12 protein-coding genes are annotated in these 14,202 nt (G+C 58.3%); 6 read left to right on the top strand and 6 right to left on the bottom strand.

What is annotated here, in order from left to right; translation table 11 throughout:
- Positions 1-3 precede the first annotated feature (3 nt).
- Entirely contained in the window at positions 4-1,164 is a 1,161-nt protein-coding gene (locus tag K0F88_RS30150; protein ID WP_094467996.1) for an iron-containing alcohol dehydrogenase, read from the top strand.
- A gap of 133 nt (positions 1,165-1,297) precedes the next feature.
- The gene (locus K0F88_RS30145; protein ID WP_094467997.1) at positions 1,298-2,863 is read left to right on the top strand and encodes an amino acid permease; all 1,566 of its coding nucleotides are present in this window, start codon (positions 1,298-1,300) and stop codon (positions 2,861-2,863) included.
- 155 nt (positions 2,864-3,018) lie between these two features.
- Here the strand turns inward: K0F88_RS30145 and K0F88_RS30140 are convergent, their stop codons facing one another.
- Positions 3,019-4,212, bottom strand: a complete 1,194-nt coding sequence (locus K0F88_RS30140; RefSeq protein WP_094467998.1) for an MFS transporter — start codon at positions 4,210-4,212, stop codon at positions 3,019-3,021.
- A 71-nt stretch (positions 4,213-4,283) separates the two neighbouring features.
- Positions 4,284-5,306, bottom strand: coding sequence for an alpha/beta hydrolase (locus tag K0F88_RS30135; RefSeq protein WP_219097625.1), 1,023 nt, complete (start codon positions 5,304-5,306; stop codon positions 4,284-4,286).
- A gap of 191 nt (positions 5,307-5,497) precedes the next feature.
- On the opposite strand from K0F88_RS30135, the gene K0F88_RS30130 reads away from it, so the two are divergent.
- Entirely contained in the window at positions 5,498-6,397 is a 900-nt protein-coding gene (locus tag K0F88_RS30130) for a LysR family transcriptional regulator (protein ID WP_094468000.1), read from the top strand.
- 233 nt (positions 6,398-6,630) lie between these two features.
- On the opposite strand, the gene K0F88_RS30125 is transcribed toward K0F88_RS30130, so the two are convergent.
- Positions 6,631-7,380: a creatininase family protein gene (locus K0F88_RS30125; protein ID WP_219097624.1), complete on the bottom strand. Its 750-nt coding sequence runs from the start codon at positions 7,378-7,380 to the stop codon at positions 6,631-6,633.
- 62 nt (positions 7,381-7,442) lie between these two features.
- Entirely contained in the window at positions 7,443-8,756 is a 1,314-nt protein-coding gene (locus tag K0F88_RS30120) for an MFS transporter (protein ID WP_094468002.1), read from the bottom strand.
- Positions 8,757-8,894: 138 nt separating this feature from the next.
- Here K0F88_RS30120 and K0F88_RS30115 point away from each other — a divergent pair, with 138 nt between their 5' ends.
- Positions 8,895-9,827: a LysR family transcriptional regulator gene (locus K0F88_RS30115; protein WP_094468003.1), complete on the top strand. Its 933-nt coding sequence runs from the start codon at positions 8,895-8,897 to the stop codon at positions 9,825-9,827.
- 132 nt (positions 9,828-9,959) lie between these two features.
- Here K0F88_RS30115 and K0F88_RS30110 read toward each other — a convergent pair whose 3' ends face one another.
- Positions 9,960-10,694, bottom strand: a complete 735-nt coding sequence (locus tag K0F88_RS30110) for a FadR/GntR family transcriptional regulator (protein ID WP_094468004.1) — start codon at positions 10,692-10,694, stop codon at positions 9,960-9,962.
- Between the two features lie 259 nt (positions 10,695-10,953).
- Here K0F88_RS30110 and K0F88_RS30105 point away from each other — a divergent pair, with 259 nt between their 5' ends.
- Together K0F88_RS30105 and K0F88_RS30100 are read left to right on the top strand one after the other, a co-directional pair.
- Entirely contained in the window at positions 10,954-12,060 is a 1,107-nt protein-coding gene (locus K0F88_RS30105) for a mandelate racemase/muconate lactonizing enzyme family protein (RefSeq protein ID WP_083377142.1), read from the top strand.
- 62 nt (positions 12,061-12,122) lie between these two features.
- On the top strand, positions 12,123-13,106 hold the full coding sequence (locus K0F88_RS30100; protein ID WP_306823158.1) for an AEC family transporter: 984 nt from the start codon (positions 12,123-12,125) through the stop codon (positions 13,104-13,106).
- Between the two features lie 186 nt (positions 13,107-13,292).
- Here K0F88_RS30100 and K0F88_RS30095 read toward each other — a convergent pair whose 3' ends face one another.
- The gene (locus tag K0F88_RS30095; protein WP_094468006.1) at positions 13,293-13,652 is read right to left on the bottom strand and encodes a DUF6124 family protein; all 360 of its coding nucleotides are present in this window, start codon (positions 13,650-13,652) and stop codon (positions 13,293-13,295) included.
- Positions 13,653-14,202 lie beyond the last annotated feature (550 nt).

The raw sequence follows: 14,202 nt of genomic DNA, 5'->3' as shown, positions 1-14,202 counted from the left end.
GCCATGAGCCTGACCGGGAACTGGAACTACCCCACGAGCATTCGCTTCGGTGTCGGCCGCATCAGCGAGCTGGCCGAGGTCTGTCGCAGCCAGGGTATCCAGCGACCGCTGCTGGTCACCGACAGCGGCCTGGGGCGCGCGCCGATCACCACGGCGGCTTTAGACTCCTTGCGTGCCGCCGGCCTTGGCGTCGCGCTGTTTTGCGACCTCAAGCCCAATCCGGTAGAAGCCAACCTCGCGGGCGGGCTCGATGCCTGGCGCGCCGGCAAACACGATGGAGTGGTCGCCTTCGGCGGCGGCAGCGGCCTGGACATGGGCAAGCTCATTGCCTTCATGAGCGGCCAGACCCGGCCGGTCTGGGATTTCGAAGACATCGGCGACTACTGGACACGCGCCGACGCCAGCCAAATCGCCCCGGTCATCGCGGTACCGACCACAGCAGGCACAGGTTCGGAAGTAGGCCGCGCAGCGGTGATCATCGATGAACGCACCCACACCAAACGCATCATCTTCCACCCGAAAATGATGCCACGCGTGGTCATCAGCGACCCGGCCCTGACCGTCGGCATGCCGGCCAAAGTCACCGCCGGCACAGGCATGGATGCCTTGGCACACTGCCTGGAAGCCTACTGCGCGCCTGGTTTTCACCCGCTGGCCGACGGCATCGCGGTGGAAGGCATGCGCCTGGTGGCCAACGCGTTGGTGCGGGCCGTGCACACCCCGTCCGACCTCGACGCGCGCGCGCAAATGCTCGCCGCCGCCGCGATGGGCGCCACCGCATTCCAGAAAGGCCTGGGCGGCATGCACGCCCTCTCGCACCCGGTCGGCGCGCTGTACGACACCCATCACGGCATGACCAACGCCACCTTTATGCCCTACGTACTGCAATTCAATCGCCCCGCCATCGAAGAACGCATCACGCGCCTGGCGGCTTATCTGCGCCTGCCCTCGCCCGGCTTCGACAGTTTTCTGGCCTTTATCCTCAAACTGCGCAAAGACATCGGCGTGCCGCACACGCTGGTCGAGTTGGGCGTGGATGACCAACAGGCCGACCTGATCGCGGACATGGCCATTGTCGACCCCTCTGCCGGCGGCAACCCGCTGCCATTGACCCGGACTGGCGCGGCAAGCATTTTCGACGCGGCTTATCACGGCCGTATTTAGAGCAGTTGTCTGTCCAGACATAGGGCATGGACAGGGTGTACCGGTTGGAAAAGGAGCAGTACGACAAGGGGTTGAAAGCCAGCCCATCCGGGACCCGGATGGATGCGTATCAAAACCTGAAGGGGCACACAACATGAAGCCAGCAAGCCAAGCCGGCACCGACGCGTCGCACGACGATGACGTCAAGGTGCTGCACAGCATGGGCTATGCCCAGCAACTCTCGCGACGAATGGGCGTTTTCTCCAACTTTGCCATTTCCTTTTCGATCATCTGCATCCTCTCGGGTGGCATCAACTCACTCGCCCAGGGCACCTCGGGCGCGGGTGGCGCGTCCATCGGCATCGGCTGGCCGATCGGTTGCCTGATCTCCGGGGTGTTTGCCATGGCCATGGCGCAGATCTCATCAGCCTACCCCACCGCCGGCGGCCTCTATCACTGGGGTTCGATTCTCGGTAACCGCTTCACCGGCTGGCTGACAGCCTGGTTCAACCTGCTGGGGCTGGTCACCGTTCTCGGCGCGATCAACGTCGGCACTTATTACTTCTTTTTCGGTGCTTTCGGACCAGCACTGGGGATGGAAGACACCATCACGACACGGATGATTTTCCTGGCGATCCTCACGGGCCTGCAAGCCTTGTGTAACCACCTGGGGATTGGCCTGACTGCGAAACTCACCGACTTCTCGGGGTACCTGATCTTCGCCACGGCACTGGCGCTGACCATCGTCTGCCTGATCTCGGCGCCCAGTTATGAATTCGCCCGGTTGTGGACCTTCGGCAACTACTCCGGCGAAGCGGGCGGCAGCGTCTGGCCGCAGGTGTCGAACGGCTGGATCTTCATGCTCGGCCTGCTCTTGCCGATCTACACCATCACCGGCTATGACGCCTCCGCGCACACCTCCGAAGAAACCCGCAACGCCGCCCTGTCGGTACCGCGCGGCATGGTCATGTCGGTGGTCTGGTCGTTGCTGTTCGGCTGGGTCATGCTCAGCTCCTTCGTGCTGATGCTGCCGAACATGGACGAAGCCGCGAAACATGGCTGGACCGTGTTTTTCTGGGCGATGGACACGCAAGTGAACCCGACAGTAAAAATGGCGCTGTACGTGGCCATTTTCATCTCGCAATTCCTCTGCGGACTGGCGACCGTGACCTCGGTGTCACGCATGATCTTCGCCTTCTCCCGTGACGGCGGCCTGCCGTTCTCCAGAGCTCTGTCCTCGGTTTCGCCAACCCTGCGCAGCCCGGTGGCTGCAATCTGGACCGGCGCCACCCTCGCCGTGTTATTCGTGTGGGGCTCGTCGGTGATCTCGGTCGGCGAAACACCGGTCTATACCATCGTGGTCTCCTGCACGGTGATCTTCCTGTTCTTCTCCTTCATCATCCCCATCGTGCTCGGCCTGTTCACCTACGGGACGTCGAAGTGGCCGACCATGGGGCCGTGGAACATGGGGCGCTTCTGGTACACCGTGTTCGCCCTCCTCTCGATCCTTTCGATGGTCATCATCTTCGTCATCGGCATCCAGCCACCGAACGAATGGGCGCTGTACATCACCATCGGCTTTCTGGTGCTGACCGCCATCGTCTGGTTCGGCTTCGAAGCCCGCCGCTTCCAGGGCCCGCCGATAGGCGACGTGATCATCAGGCGCCAGGCTGAAATCGCTGCGGCGGAAGAGGCGCTGAACAAACACGCCGGAGGCTGATACCGACCACCGCCATAAAAAAACGGGATGCCAAGCGTCCCGTTTTTACGAAAACAGATAGCACAAACAATCAGCTACCTGTGGCGAGGGAGCAAAATAGTCGCCCCCGGAAAACACCCAATGCACACACTTCCCCCCACGCAACAGCGGCATTGTCATCGTAATGGGGGCAGATCCGATCGTGATACGAACAGTGCAAGTACGGCAGCCACCAGAAGAAATACTCCACTCGCGATGAATGTTGCCTGGTAGCCAACTCCGTCATAAAGCAGCCCACCCAGCGTCGCGCCGAGTGTGATAGCCAACTGAATAACCGCCACCATCAAACCGCCTCCGGTTTCGGCATCACGGGGAAGCGTGCGTGATAGCCAGGTGAACCAGCCCACAGGCGCGCACGTAGCAATCAGGCCCCACACACCCAGCAAAACGGCTGTCGCCCACATCGAGTTGCCGAAGACGAGTAGAGCCACAGCAATCCCCGACATCAGCAGTGGAATGATCATCAGCACTCGATTAAGGCTTCTGTTCAACACCGGGCCGATCACCATGGTGCCCACCAATCCGGCCATTCCGATAATCAGTAAAAGCAGCGAGAGTCCGGACACATTAACCCGTGTCACCGACTCAAGAAACGGACGCAGATAGGTGAATAACGCGAACTGCCCCATAAACAAAAATGCCACTGCGGCCATGCCCAGCGAGACTTTGGCGCTACCTAACAGCCGAAATACATCAAGTGCAGATCCAGATTCATTTTGGTCAGGCATTTTCGGCAGCGTGAATGCTTGCCAACAGAGCGCCAGAGCGGCGAGCGGAACCACGCAGAAGAATGCACCTCGCCAGCCGATCAACCCGCCCATGAAACTGCCAATGGGGGCTGCGACTGCAGTGGCAAGTGCGGTACCGCCCTGAATCAAAGCGATGGCTTTAGGCACAAAACTCTCGGGAGCAATCCGCATCATGACGGCGGTCGACATTGACCAACTGCCACCTATGGCGATCCCCAAAATGGCTCGACCCACCATCAGTGTCGAGTAGTTCGGGGCAAAAGCGACGAGCGTGCCAGAGGCAATCATCAAGGCTGTCAGGAAAAGCAAAACGGGTCTTCGGTCGAGCCGGCGAATGACTGAGGAAATGAAAAGACTGGTGATGACCGCGAAGAGGCCAGAAATTGAAATCGCCTGTCCGGCCTGCCCCTCTGTCAGCGCGAGATCGGTCGCAATCGGTGTGAGCAAGCTCACCGGCAGAAACTCCGAAGTCACCAAGGCGAAGGCGCACAGCGACATCGCCAGGACGGCTCCCCATACCTGTCGGCTCGCGGCTTGAATAGGTAAGGCAGTGCTGCTCATCTAATTTCCTTCAATACGTAAAGCGCCAACGCCTGTTGAGAGCGCATGGCCTGATAGCCCAACGATCAGTGTCACTTAAGGTTGGTTTGGAAGAACGAGGTCAGCTTGGCAAACGGGATAAGATCGACCCGATCATAGAGATCCACGTGGCTTGCACCTGGAATGATGACAAGCTCTTTGGGTTGACCAGCCAGACGATAGGCCTCTTCACTGAACTCACGCGAGTGAGCATTTTCACCGGCGATGAACAGCATTGGGCGCGGCGAGATCGTCTCGATATCGTTGAACGGATAGAAATTCATGAACTTGGTATTACTGGCCAGCGTCGGGTGAGTGGTCAGTAACGGCGACTGGCCTTTGGGGGTGAACTCACCGCGTGGCGTGCGGTAGAAATCGTAGAACTCACGCTCGATAGGGTTGGAGTTGTCCGTCAGCACATGGACAGTTCCGCTGGTGTGTTGGGTTTCGCCTCCGGTGAACTCGACATAGCGCTGCTCGGCAGCAGCGGCGATCACTTGTTTCCTCTGCTCGACAGTGTGCTTCAGGCCATTTCGGTTGGCCGCGCCCATGTCGTACATGCTGACCGTGGCAATGGCCTTCATCCGAGGGTCGATCTTGGCAGCGCTGATGACGAAGCTGCCGCTACCGCAAATGCCCAGGACACCCATCCGGTTCCGATCAATGAACGTCTGTGTGCCAAGGTAATCAACAGCGGCACTGAAGTCCTCAGCATAAATTTCTGGCGAGACCGCGTTGCGCGGTTGTCCTTCACTTTCGCCCCAGAACGACAGATCGATGGCGAGGGTCACGAAACCTTGCTCCGCCAGTTTCTGGGCATACAGGTTCGAACTCTGCTCTTTGACCGCGCCCATGGGATGGCCAACGATGATCGCTGCGGTTTTGCTGCCGGGTTTCAAATCTTTAGGAACAAACAGATTCCCTGCAGTTTTCATCTGGTACTGATTGTTGAAGGTCACCTTCACCATCGTGACCTTCTCACTTTTGTAAAAGTTATCGGCTCCGTTAGACATGTCGGCTCCCAGTGCAGAGAGCGACGCCATCAGAAGGCCGAGCAAGATAACGAGTTTTCTCATGTGCTGCTCCCATCAGTGAATAGGTGCTGATCGACGTGGTTGCCGGGTCTGGATCAGCGGATCGTGTGGGCCCTGCCTGTGACCACAGGTGAGGCTTGCCCTATTCTCTGGGAATACGCAGTGCTTGATAATCTAATGAAAGCTTGTTGAAGTTATAAGTACAGCTAATCAATTGCGCTAGGCAGGCTCCGATGCCACGACATAATCTGAACGACCTTTTGGCCTTTGTAACGGTCGCCAGGGAAGGCAGCTTCACCCGAGCGGCCGCCCTCTTGGGTGTCACGCAATCCGCCCTGAGCCAGACTGTTTCCGGGCTTGAAAAGCGGCTAAAAATCCGCCTGCTGACGCGTACCACTCGTAGCGTTTCGCCGACTAGTGCGGGGGAACGCCTGATGCAAGCCATTGGTCATCGTTTCGACGAGATCGAGGCCGAACTGGATGCTTTGACCGAGCTTCGTGACAAGCCGGCGGGCACGGTGCGCATTACCTGCGGCGATTTTGTCCTGAAGACAATCCTCCTTCCGCGACTCACGCCTTTGCTCCTCGAATACCCTGACATCAAGGTTGAGTTTGATATCAACTATGGCTTCCGGGACATCGTTGCTGATCGCTTCGATGCGGGAATCAGATTCGGCGACACCGTTGATAAAGATATGATCGCCGCGCCTATCGGACCTGAAGTACGGATGGCTGCGGTGGCATCGCCTTCGTATTTCGCACGCAACAGCATGCCCAAGAAACCGCAGGATCTGGTGAATCACACATGCATCGACATACGCTATCCAACGCTTGGCGGAGTTGACGCCTGGGAATTCGAAAAGCGTGGTCGAAAGATCAACGTGCGTGTCGTGGGCCAGGTCATTGTGAACACCAGCGCACATGTCCCGGCAGCGGCAGTTAACGGTTTGGGCATCGCATACTTACCGGAGGAAGAATTTGCACCGCACATTGAAGAGGGCCGCTTGGTGCGGGTACTGGAAGACTGGTGCCCTTTGTTTCCGGGTTATCACCTGTACTACCCAAGCCGTCGTTTGCCGACTCCGGCCTTTTCGCTGGTTCTTAGCGCTCTACGCGGTGAGGCTTTCTATTAACGCGGCGCGTGGGATGGAGGGGGGCTTTGGATCGAATGCGGTTACCACCTTTGATGCAGGGCATTGGAAGGCGGGAACCAAAACTATCGGGCGGTAAATCTCTAAACGAGGGCATTACGAAGCCGCCCTTGGGACTGGACGAAATGTGCGGGTGTCGTCTTCCGACACATAAGAAACAGGACGCACCAACGCCCGGATCTACCGGGCGCTGGCCAAGTTGAGAAGCCGCAGGTTCAGCCAGGCATTGATTCGCGGCTGAAAGCCTCCACCTCCCGCACCAGGCTTTTTGCTGCCAACATCACCAGTTCACGACCTTTTTCTGGCGTCGCCAGCGCCGGGTCCGAGCCCATGCGGCCATCCGGATGGCGTGCGCGGAAGTCCATCGCTTCGCGGATCGGGCCCCAAGGGGCGATCTGCGGCGAGTATTCAGCCGACTTGATCGAATCCGGGTAGGCCCATTGTGTGACCGCGATCTCGGACGGCGTGGCATGAACACCGTGCCCCGTAGGGAACTGCTCGCGCGCAAGCTCCCCTACCCCCTCAAGGTCCCACCAATTGCACAACTTCAGCGCGAACCCTGACGGGCGTCGAGCGAAGCTGGCTTCGGCGTAGAGCTCCGAGAACGCCGCCTCAATCGATGCAACGTTGCCACCGTGGCCATTGAGAAAGAGGATTTTTTCAAACCCGTGAGCGGCCAGCGAGCGCACCCAATCGCCAATCGCCGCAATGAAGGTCGACGGACGCAGCGAGATGGTTCCCGGGAACCCAAGATGGTGCTGGGCCATGCCGATATTGAAGGTCGGTGCGATCAGGATGTCTGCGTTTTTTTGCGCTTCACCGGCAATGATTTCCGGGCACATCCAGTCAGTCCCCAGAAGACCGGTAGGACCGTGCTGTTCGTTCGAACCGATCGGGATCACGATGGTGCGGCTGCGTTGAAGAAATTGACCGATCTCGGCCCAGGTCGACAGGTGTAAAAGCATTTGAGTTCTCACTTTTAAAGGGTTCCTTGCGGAACATGACAAAGGACGCGGGTGGCAGCAGATCAACCCGCACTGTATTCCGGAATCGCGCCGTCACGGGTTTTCGGCTTGGTCGACAGGATCACCAACGCTGCGCACAAAAATACGCAACCCACGATAACGATGCCAAGATTCGCGCTGCCGGTTGCGGTTTTTGCCCAGCCGATCATGGCCGGCCCCCAGAAGCCGCCGGAAAGACCGATGGTATTAATCAAGGCAATGCCGCCCGCCGCCGCCTCGCCCTTGATGTGTTCGGAGGGCATCGCCCACAACACGGTGTAGGCCATGAACATCATGGCGGTTGCCAGGGTCAGCAGCGCCAGCGCGGCCATCAGGTTGCCGTCGGCAAAGGGGTACACAAGCAGCAGGATCGCGCCGATCCCCGCAGGCACTGCGCAGTGATAGCGTCTTTCACCGACACGGTCCGACCGGCGCCCTATCCAGTACATGCCGCAAGCGGCGGCGACATAGGGAATCGCGGCGTACCAACCCAGTTGCATGGTGTCGTTGACGCCCTGGGCCTTGAGGATTGCCGGCAGCCAGAAACTCATGGCGTAGATCGAAAAGATGATGCAGAAATAGGCGCTGGCGAGAATGTAGATTTTCGGGTCGCGCAACACCGCACGGAACGAATGGACGCGCCCGGTCGATTCACCCAGCTCACTGGCCAGCAAGGCCTTTTCTTCATGGCTCAGCCAGCGCGCCTCAGCGGGTCGATTGGAAAGGATGAAGAAGGTCAGCACACCAAGGAAGACGCACGGCAAGCCTTCAATCAAGAACATCCACTGCCAGCCGGCCAGACCGCCAACGCCTTCGAACGTGGTGATCAACCACGCAGACAGTGGGCCGCCCACAATGCCGCCAATGGGGCCGGCGATAAACACGATCGCAATGGCCCGCGCCATACGCTTCGGGCCGTACCAGCAGGACAGGTAATAAATCATGCCCGGTGCAAAACCGGCTTCGAACACACCCAGCAGAAAACGCATGGCGTAAAACATCGGCACGTTGCGCACGAACAACATGCAGGCCGAGGTGATGCCCCAACACACCAGAATGCGGCTAAAGGTTTTCCGTGCCCCTACCCTCGGCAACATCAGGTTGCTCGGCAACTCGAACAACACATACCCCAGAAAGAAAATACCGGCGCCCGCGCCATAGGCCGCATCGGAAAGTCCAAGGTCATTCTGCATCTGAAGTTTGGCAAAGCCGACGTTGATCCGGTCCAGATACGCAAATACATAACAGATGAACAGGAGGGGCAGCAGCCGCCAGTTGAGCTTGCGGTAAAGGGCTGAAATGGCATCACTTCGTGCCGGCGTCTGAAGAGTTGACATGCGAATCTCCCGTTTTTCTTGTTGGTCTGCGTTCGTCCTCAAGAATGTTGCACCGGCACCTCATGACCAGCAAGAGCAACTAAGTTCGTGTAGTGTTGCTCTACAGGCAACGCTACATCTCTGGAGAGAGTTCCCGGCATGCGCGAAATCAATCAACAACGGCTTCGGTATTTTCATGAGGTGCTGACGCACGGATCGATTCGTGGCGCGGCCGACAACATCAACACGTCGCCCTCGGTCATCACACGCCAGATCAAGCTGCTGGAAGAGGAAATCGGCGCCAAACTGTTCGAGCGCCAGGCACGTGGCGTTCAGCCCACCGAGGCCGCGGCGCACCTGCTGGAGTTCTGGCGCGGCTATCGATCGCACCAGGAGAAACTCGAAGATCAGTTGCAAGCGATCAAGGGCCTGCAGCAAGGCCATGTACGTGTCGTCATCAGCGAGGGCTATGTCGATGTGTTGGTCGACAACGTGCTCGCGCCGTTCTGCAAGCAGTACCCCAAACTTGATGTACGGCTGGACATCCTGCCCGTCGACGACGTCCTCAACGAAGTCGCCGAAAACCGTGCGCACATCGGCCTTGCGTACAATCCGCCGCCGCATCCGCACATCGACTACCGCGCGACGTTTTCGCAACCGGTGATGCTGTTGGTTCGCCCGGATCATCCATTGGCATTGCGAGGCGCGGCGGCAACCGTCGAGGATATCCTCGCCTGCCAACTGGTCCTGACGCCCACGACATTCGGTATCGGTCATGCGATCAAGATGCTCGAGTACGCCGAGAAAATCGAGATCCGCCCGGTACTCGTCAGCAACTCCCTCGCGGCGCTCAAGCGCATGGTGGAGGACGGAGGTTTCGCTTCGCTGCTTGGCGAATTCGCGGCCTATCGGGAAATCGCCAACGGCAGCCTGGCAGCGGTAGCGATCGACCATCCGTTGTTTCTTGGGGTTGAAGCAAAACTGCTGGTGAAGTCCGGTCGACCGTTAGCCGCTCCTGCTCAAGAGCTGCTGAACTGGATGCTGCAGCGCTTGCCGATGTTTGCGTCTGGTACAGGAGTGTCGAGTGCATGACCAGAGACAAGTCATCCCTATTCCCTTGCCTTCTCTCTTATTGGAACAGACGTGTTCGAGATGATCGGAAGACCAAAGGACAACCTTCCCAAGTTGTAGAACAACGAAACAAGATCCGCTCAGCTCAAACCATCAGAAAAATGTGATCTCGTAGCCGAATCGTGAGGCTGCGTTGACGATATGTTCCCCCATGATCTGCCGTGCCGCCGTCGCATTTCGATCGACAAAAGCCTGCACGAGCTCTTCATGCTCCCCGCGCGCAGCATGCGGAATGTTGCTGAACACCGGGCCTCGCCGCGCGAAGTTCAGGGTGATCAGTGCGCGCATTGGCTCGAGCACTGTGCGAATCATCGTCTCGAGATAGTCGTTGCCCGACGCTGCCGCAACGGCCCTGTGAAAATCGAGGTCGGCGTTGACGGTTTCCAGGGTCGGTTCGCCTTCGTATTGCATGCGCAGGACCGCGGCCTGAATGATTTTCAGCTTGGCCGGAGTCATGTGCGACGCGGTGAGCGCGGCGGCCTGGCTTTCCAGCACCGCACGCACTTCAAACATGTTTCGGATGGTGTTGTCACCGTCCAGCATCGGCGCACTCGCCTGCGGTACCAAAGGCTCTGACGCTTGGGAGGCGGCGGAGACAAAGACGCCAACGCCCTGGCGAGACTGAATCAGCCCCTGCGCCCGCAGCGTGGCGATGCCCTCGCGCACCACGTTGCGGCTGACGCCGAAGTTCTGCGAGAGAAACTGTTCAGTGGGCAAACGGTCTCCCGGCCGCAGCCGCCCGGAAGCAATCTCGTCACTCAGCGAGCGGGCGATGTGCTCGGCCAGATGAGGTCGCCGCGTTACGGGTTGCACATTCATTTCACTCATTCTTTTTCTCCCCTCACTTGTCTTCTTAATCTACATCAGAAGACTTGTTCCTGACAGTTGAAACTGAAATTCGCCAAACACATCAATCATATTTCCTTTTAAAAACAATTAATTAGTAAACACATAGGCCGAAATCTACCGAAACGGCACAGTTGTTCCGTTGAAGGACAACAGGATGTTGTGTACGTTGCCCTCAACCTGGCTCGGACGAATAAAAAATCGCCGTGCCAGCTTCGCAACCCGCCTGAGGCGCAATCCTATGAAAATTGCCAGCATTGAAACCATCCCGCTTCGTATTCCCTTCACCACGGGTGGCCCTTCGGCCGGCGGGGTCTGGGGGCCGAAAGACCTGCAAATGGTCGACTCTCTCGTGGTCAAGATCACCACCGACGACGGTATCGTTGGCTGGGGCGAAACCTTCGGCTTCACCGCGATCCCTGCAGTAAAAGTGGTGATCGACACCATCCTTGCACCTGAACTGATTGGCAGCGATGTCACTCGACGGGAGAAGCTACAGGGCGATCTGCAGAGGAAATTTCACGTTTTCGGTCGCAGCGGCGCGTTCATCTATGGCCTCTCGGCGATTGACATCGCGCTGTGGGACATCGCGGGCAAAGCCGCCGAAAAACCGATCTACCAATTGCTGGGCGGCAGTGAGGCCACGTCTCTTGCGGCGTATGCAAGCCTGATCCGGTATGCAGATCCCGAACTCATCCGCGTCAATGTGCAGCGCGCGGTCAACAGCGGTTTCCGCCACCTCAAGTTGCACGAGGTGGATATCGACGTCATCCGCGCTGCGTGTGAGGCCGCTGGCCCCGGCGTGGAAATCACTCTCGACGTCAACGCTCCGTGGACGGTGCGCGAAGCGCTGGACATGACCGAAAAACTTCGTCCGTTGAACCTGCGCTGGATCGAAGAACCGGTGTGGCCGCCGGAAGACTATTCAGGGCTGGCAAGGGTGCGCGCGCACGGCGGCATCCCGGTTGCGGCTGGCGAGAATGCCTCGACACTCATGGACTTCCAACACCTGCTTGAGGCCGGCGCTGTGGATTTCGTGCAGCCAAGCCCCGCCAAAATGGGCGGCATCACCGAACTGCAAAAAGTCTATGCGCTGGCCAACGCCCACGGCGTCACCGTGATGGTCCACGCCTTTTATGACGGCCCCGGCCTGCTGGCGGCGGTGCATGGAAGTGCAGCCCTGGGCGGCGCCAAGTCACTGGTCGAATGGCGTTACTTCGATCTCGAAGCGCAACTCTATGGCGACGCCATCATTCCGCGTAACGGACGCATCGACGTACCTCAAGGGCCGGGGCTCGGCATCGAGCCAGACCAGGACGTCATCCGGGACTACCGCTTCAAACCTTGACCCCATAAGCCGCTGGCTCATTGCAGCGTTGATCGACGCCGACGTGTCGGCCTCGATCAGCCATGACGACATTCTTGATAAAAATAAATACGAGGATTGATGACATGTTAGACAGGATCGTAGGACCCATCTTGCCCGTCGCCTTTGTGATCGCGCTGGGCTATATCGCCGGCAAGCGCGGACGACTGACCCATTCGGACAGCCTGCTGATCAGCCGCCTGGTGCTGGGCTGGATATTCCCGGCGTTGCTTTTTGTCGGGATGGCGAGCACGCCCCGTGAACAGCTCTTCGACTTCAAGTTCATCGTGGCGACGTTCATCGGCATCATGGGCATGTACACGATAGCGCTGGCGATCGGCTGGTTCAGCACTCGCGATCTCAAGGTGGCAACGCTCAAGGGCTTCGTCAACGGTTATCCGGACGCCGCCTTCATGGGCATCCCTATCCTGGGTGCAATGTTCGGCGCGGGCAGCATCTACTCGGTGCTGGTGCTCAACCTGGTCGCAAGCCTGGTGATGATCCCGCTGACAACCATGTTGCTCACCATCGCCGATGGAAAGGCCAGTGGCGGCCAGGCGTTTTTGTCGAGCCTTTCAGGGGCGGTACGTCGTCCACTGATGTGGGCGCCGGCCTTGGGGATTCTACTGTCCGTGCTGCAGGTCAAGTTACCTCCGCTTGCGGCGGAGTCTTTCACCCTTCTCGGCAAGGCCACGCCCGGTGTATCCCTGCTGTGCCTGGGACTGATCATGTCGTCGGAGAAACTGAAAATGTCCGGTGAAGTCTGGGGCAACCTGGGGCTCAAGCTGCTCATTCACCCAGTGTTGATGTTCGGCGCCACGGTACTGCTCGGCACTCATGGCCTGTACGCACAACAGATGATCCTGCTTTGCGCCCTTCCATCGGCGACGATTCCGGCGATGTTTGCGAACCAGACCGGCGCTTATCAAAGCGAAGCCGCAACCTCGATTCTGGTCAGCACCGTGCTGTCGATCGTGACGTTTTCTGCGGCGATCTACCTGATTGATGGAGGCCTTGCCGCTGCTTGATTGCGGGCTCGCGCAGGCCAGGCTGAAATCGCTGCGGCGGCAGAGGCGTTAAATAAACGCGCCTGAGGCTGATACCACCACCATAAAAAACGGGACGCCAAAGCGTCCCGTTTCTATGAAAACCGATAGCACAAACAACAAACAACCTGTGGCGACGGAGCTTGCTCCCTCGCCACAGAACAGCGGTTACACGGATGGCTCAACCTTATCCAACACCCGATTCGCCGCAACCTCCGCCACCATGATGCTGTTTGAAATGCCCAGCAAGGCATAACGCGACTCCCCCTCCAAATGATCCACCAACTGATGAACCATCACATCCACCGACGCCAGCGTCTCGACCAAAAAAACCGCCAGGGTTTCGGCCGTGGCTTCTGGGTCTACGGAAAATAGCTTGCTGGAGGTACGCGGGGTGGCTTTTATGTCGGCGCTTGATGGGAAGTGGAAATCAAGAGCGCGTTCGGCGGCGTCGTTGAGTTTTTTTGAATCGGGTTCGTAGGGGGAAACTGGATCGGTGTCGGGTGGGTTGGGCGTAATTTTGAACATACCTTAGGTTCCTAATGGTGTGCCAACCCTCTTGCTGCTAAACGAGAGGGAGGCAGCTGCACGCAGGTTAGCAGACCGGGAAACCTAAGAAGCCGGCGCGCCCAAGGGCGCCCTGCGCACAGCCACCATCAAAATGCAGGCGAAAACCTGACTGATAGAAGCGTCGTGCGTCTTAGGTTATCCATGGGCTGCTAAACCCGATCACTGATGAGCAGTGACACGGATCAAGTTACCGAGCGACCTAAAAGCGCACAAGCCGGCGGATTCTGGTGCAGTCGTAGGCAACGGCGCAAGGTTTTGTAGCTTTCAGGACGTAACCTTGAGGGCGTTTAAACACGCGCTCTCAAGAGTTGTTGAAAAAGCTGATACGCGCTTCCTACAGACGGAGAAAGCTTCGAAAAAACTTAGGAAGCCACTGCCGAATTTACAAGATTACCGTCGCAAGTGTGAAAGCAACGTGCTCTATTGAATCAGTCAGCTATCGGCCAGAAGCGGACATTCTATTCAGAGTGATTGGCACCGCCAGCCAGTCCGCAACCTCTCGCCTTTT

The sequence above is a fragment of the Pseudomonas sp. UMAB-40 genome, assembly GCF_900095275.1.
In the GTDB taxonomy this organism is placed as follows: Bacteria; Pseudomonadota; Gammaproteobacteria; order Pseudomonadales; family Pseudomonadaceae; genus Aquipseudomonas; species Aquipseudomonas mandelii_B.
The sequence above is the reverse complement of the archived record's forward strand: the minus strand, read 5'-3'. Positions and strand labels throughout refer to the sequence as shown.

What these genes read in the sequence shown, in the direction of transcription:
- K0F88_RS30150 (WP_094467996.1), top strand. Translation starts at nt 4, where the DNA reads ATGAGCCTGACCGGGAACTGGAACTACCCCACGAGCATTCGCTTCGGT.
- K0F88_RS30145 (WP_094467997.1), top strand. Translation starts at nt 1,298, where the DNA reads ATGAAGCCAGCAAGCCAAGCCGGCACCGACGCGTCGCACGACGATGAC.
- K0F88_RS30140 (WP_094467998.1), bottom strand. Translation starts at nt 4,212, where the DNA reads ATGAGCAGCACTGCCTTACCTATTCAAGCCGCGAGCCGACAGGTATGG.
- K0F88_RS30135 (WP_219097625.1), bottom strand. Translation starts at nt 5,306, where the DNA reads ATGAGAAAACTCGTTATCTTGCTCGGCCTTCTGATGGCGTCGCTCTCT.
- K0F88_RS30130 (WP_094468000.1), top strand. Translation starts at nt 5,498, where the DNA reads ATGCCACGACATAATCTGAACGACCTTTTGGCCTTTGTAACGGTCGCC.
- K0F88_RS30125 (WP_219097624.1), bottom strand. Translation starts at nt 7,380, where the DNA reads ATGCTTTTACACCTGTCGACCTGGGCCGAGATCGGTCAATTTCTTCAA.
- K0F88_RS30120 (WP_094468002.1), bottom strand. Translation starts at nt 8,756, where the DNA reads ATGTCAACTCTTCAGACGCCGGCACGAAGTGATGCCATTTCAGCCCTT.
- K0F88_RS30115 (WP_094468003.1), top strand. Translation starts at nt 8,895, where the DNA reads ATGCGCGAAATCAATCAACAACGGCTTCGGTATTTTCATGAGGTGCTG.
- K0F88_RS30110 (WP_094468004.1), bottom strand. Translation starts at nt 10,694, where the DNA reads ATGAGTGAAATGAATGTGCAACCCGTAACGCGGCGACCTCATCTGGCC.
- K0F88_RS30105 (WP_083377142.1), top strand. Translation starts at nt 10,954, where the DNA reads ATGAAAATTGCCAGCATTGAAACCATCCCGCTTCGTATTCCCTTCACC.
- K0F88_RS30100 (WP_306823158.1), top strand. Translation starts at nt 12,123, where the DNA reads ATGACGACATTCTTGATAAAAATAAATACGAGGATTGATGACATGTTA.
- K0F88_RS30095 (WP_094468006.1), bottom strand. Translation starts at nt 13,652, where the DNA reads ATGTTCAAAATTACGCCCAACCCACCCGACACCGATCCAGTTTCCCCC.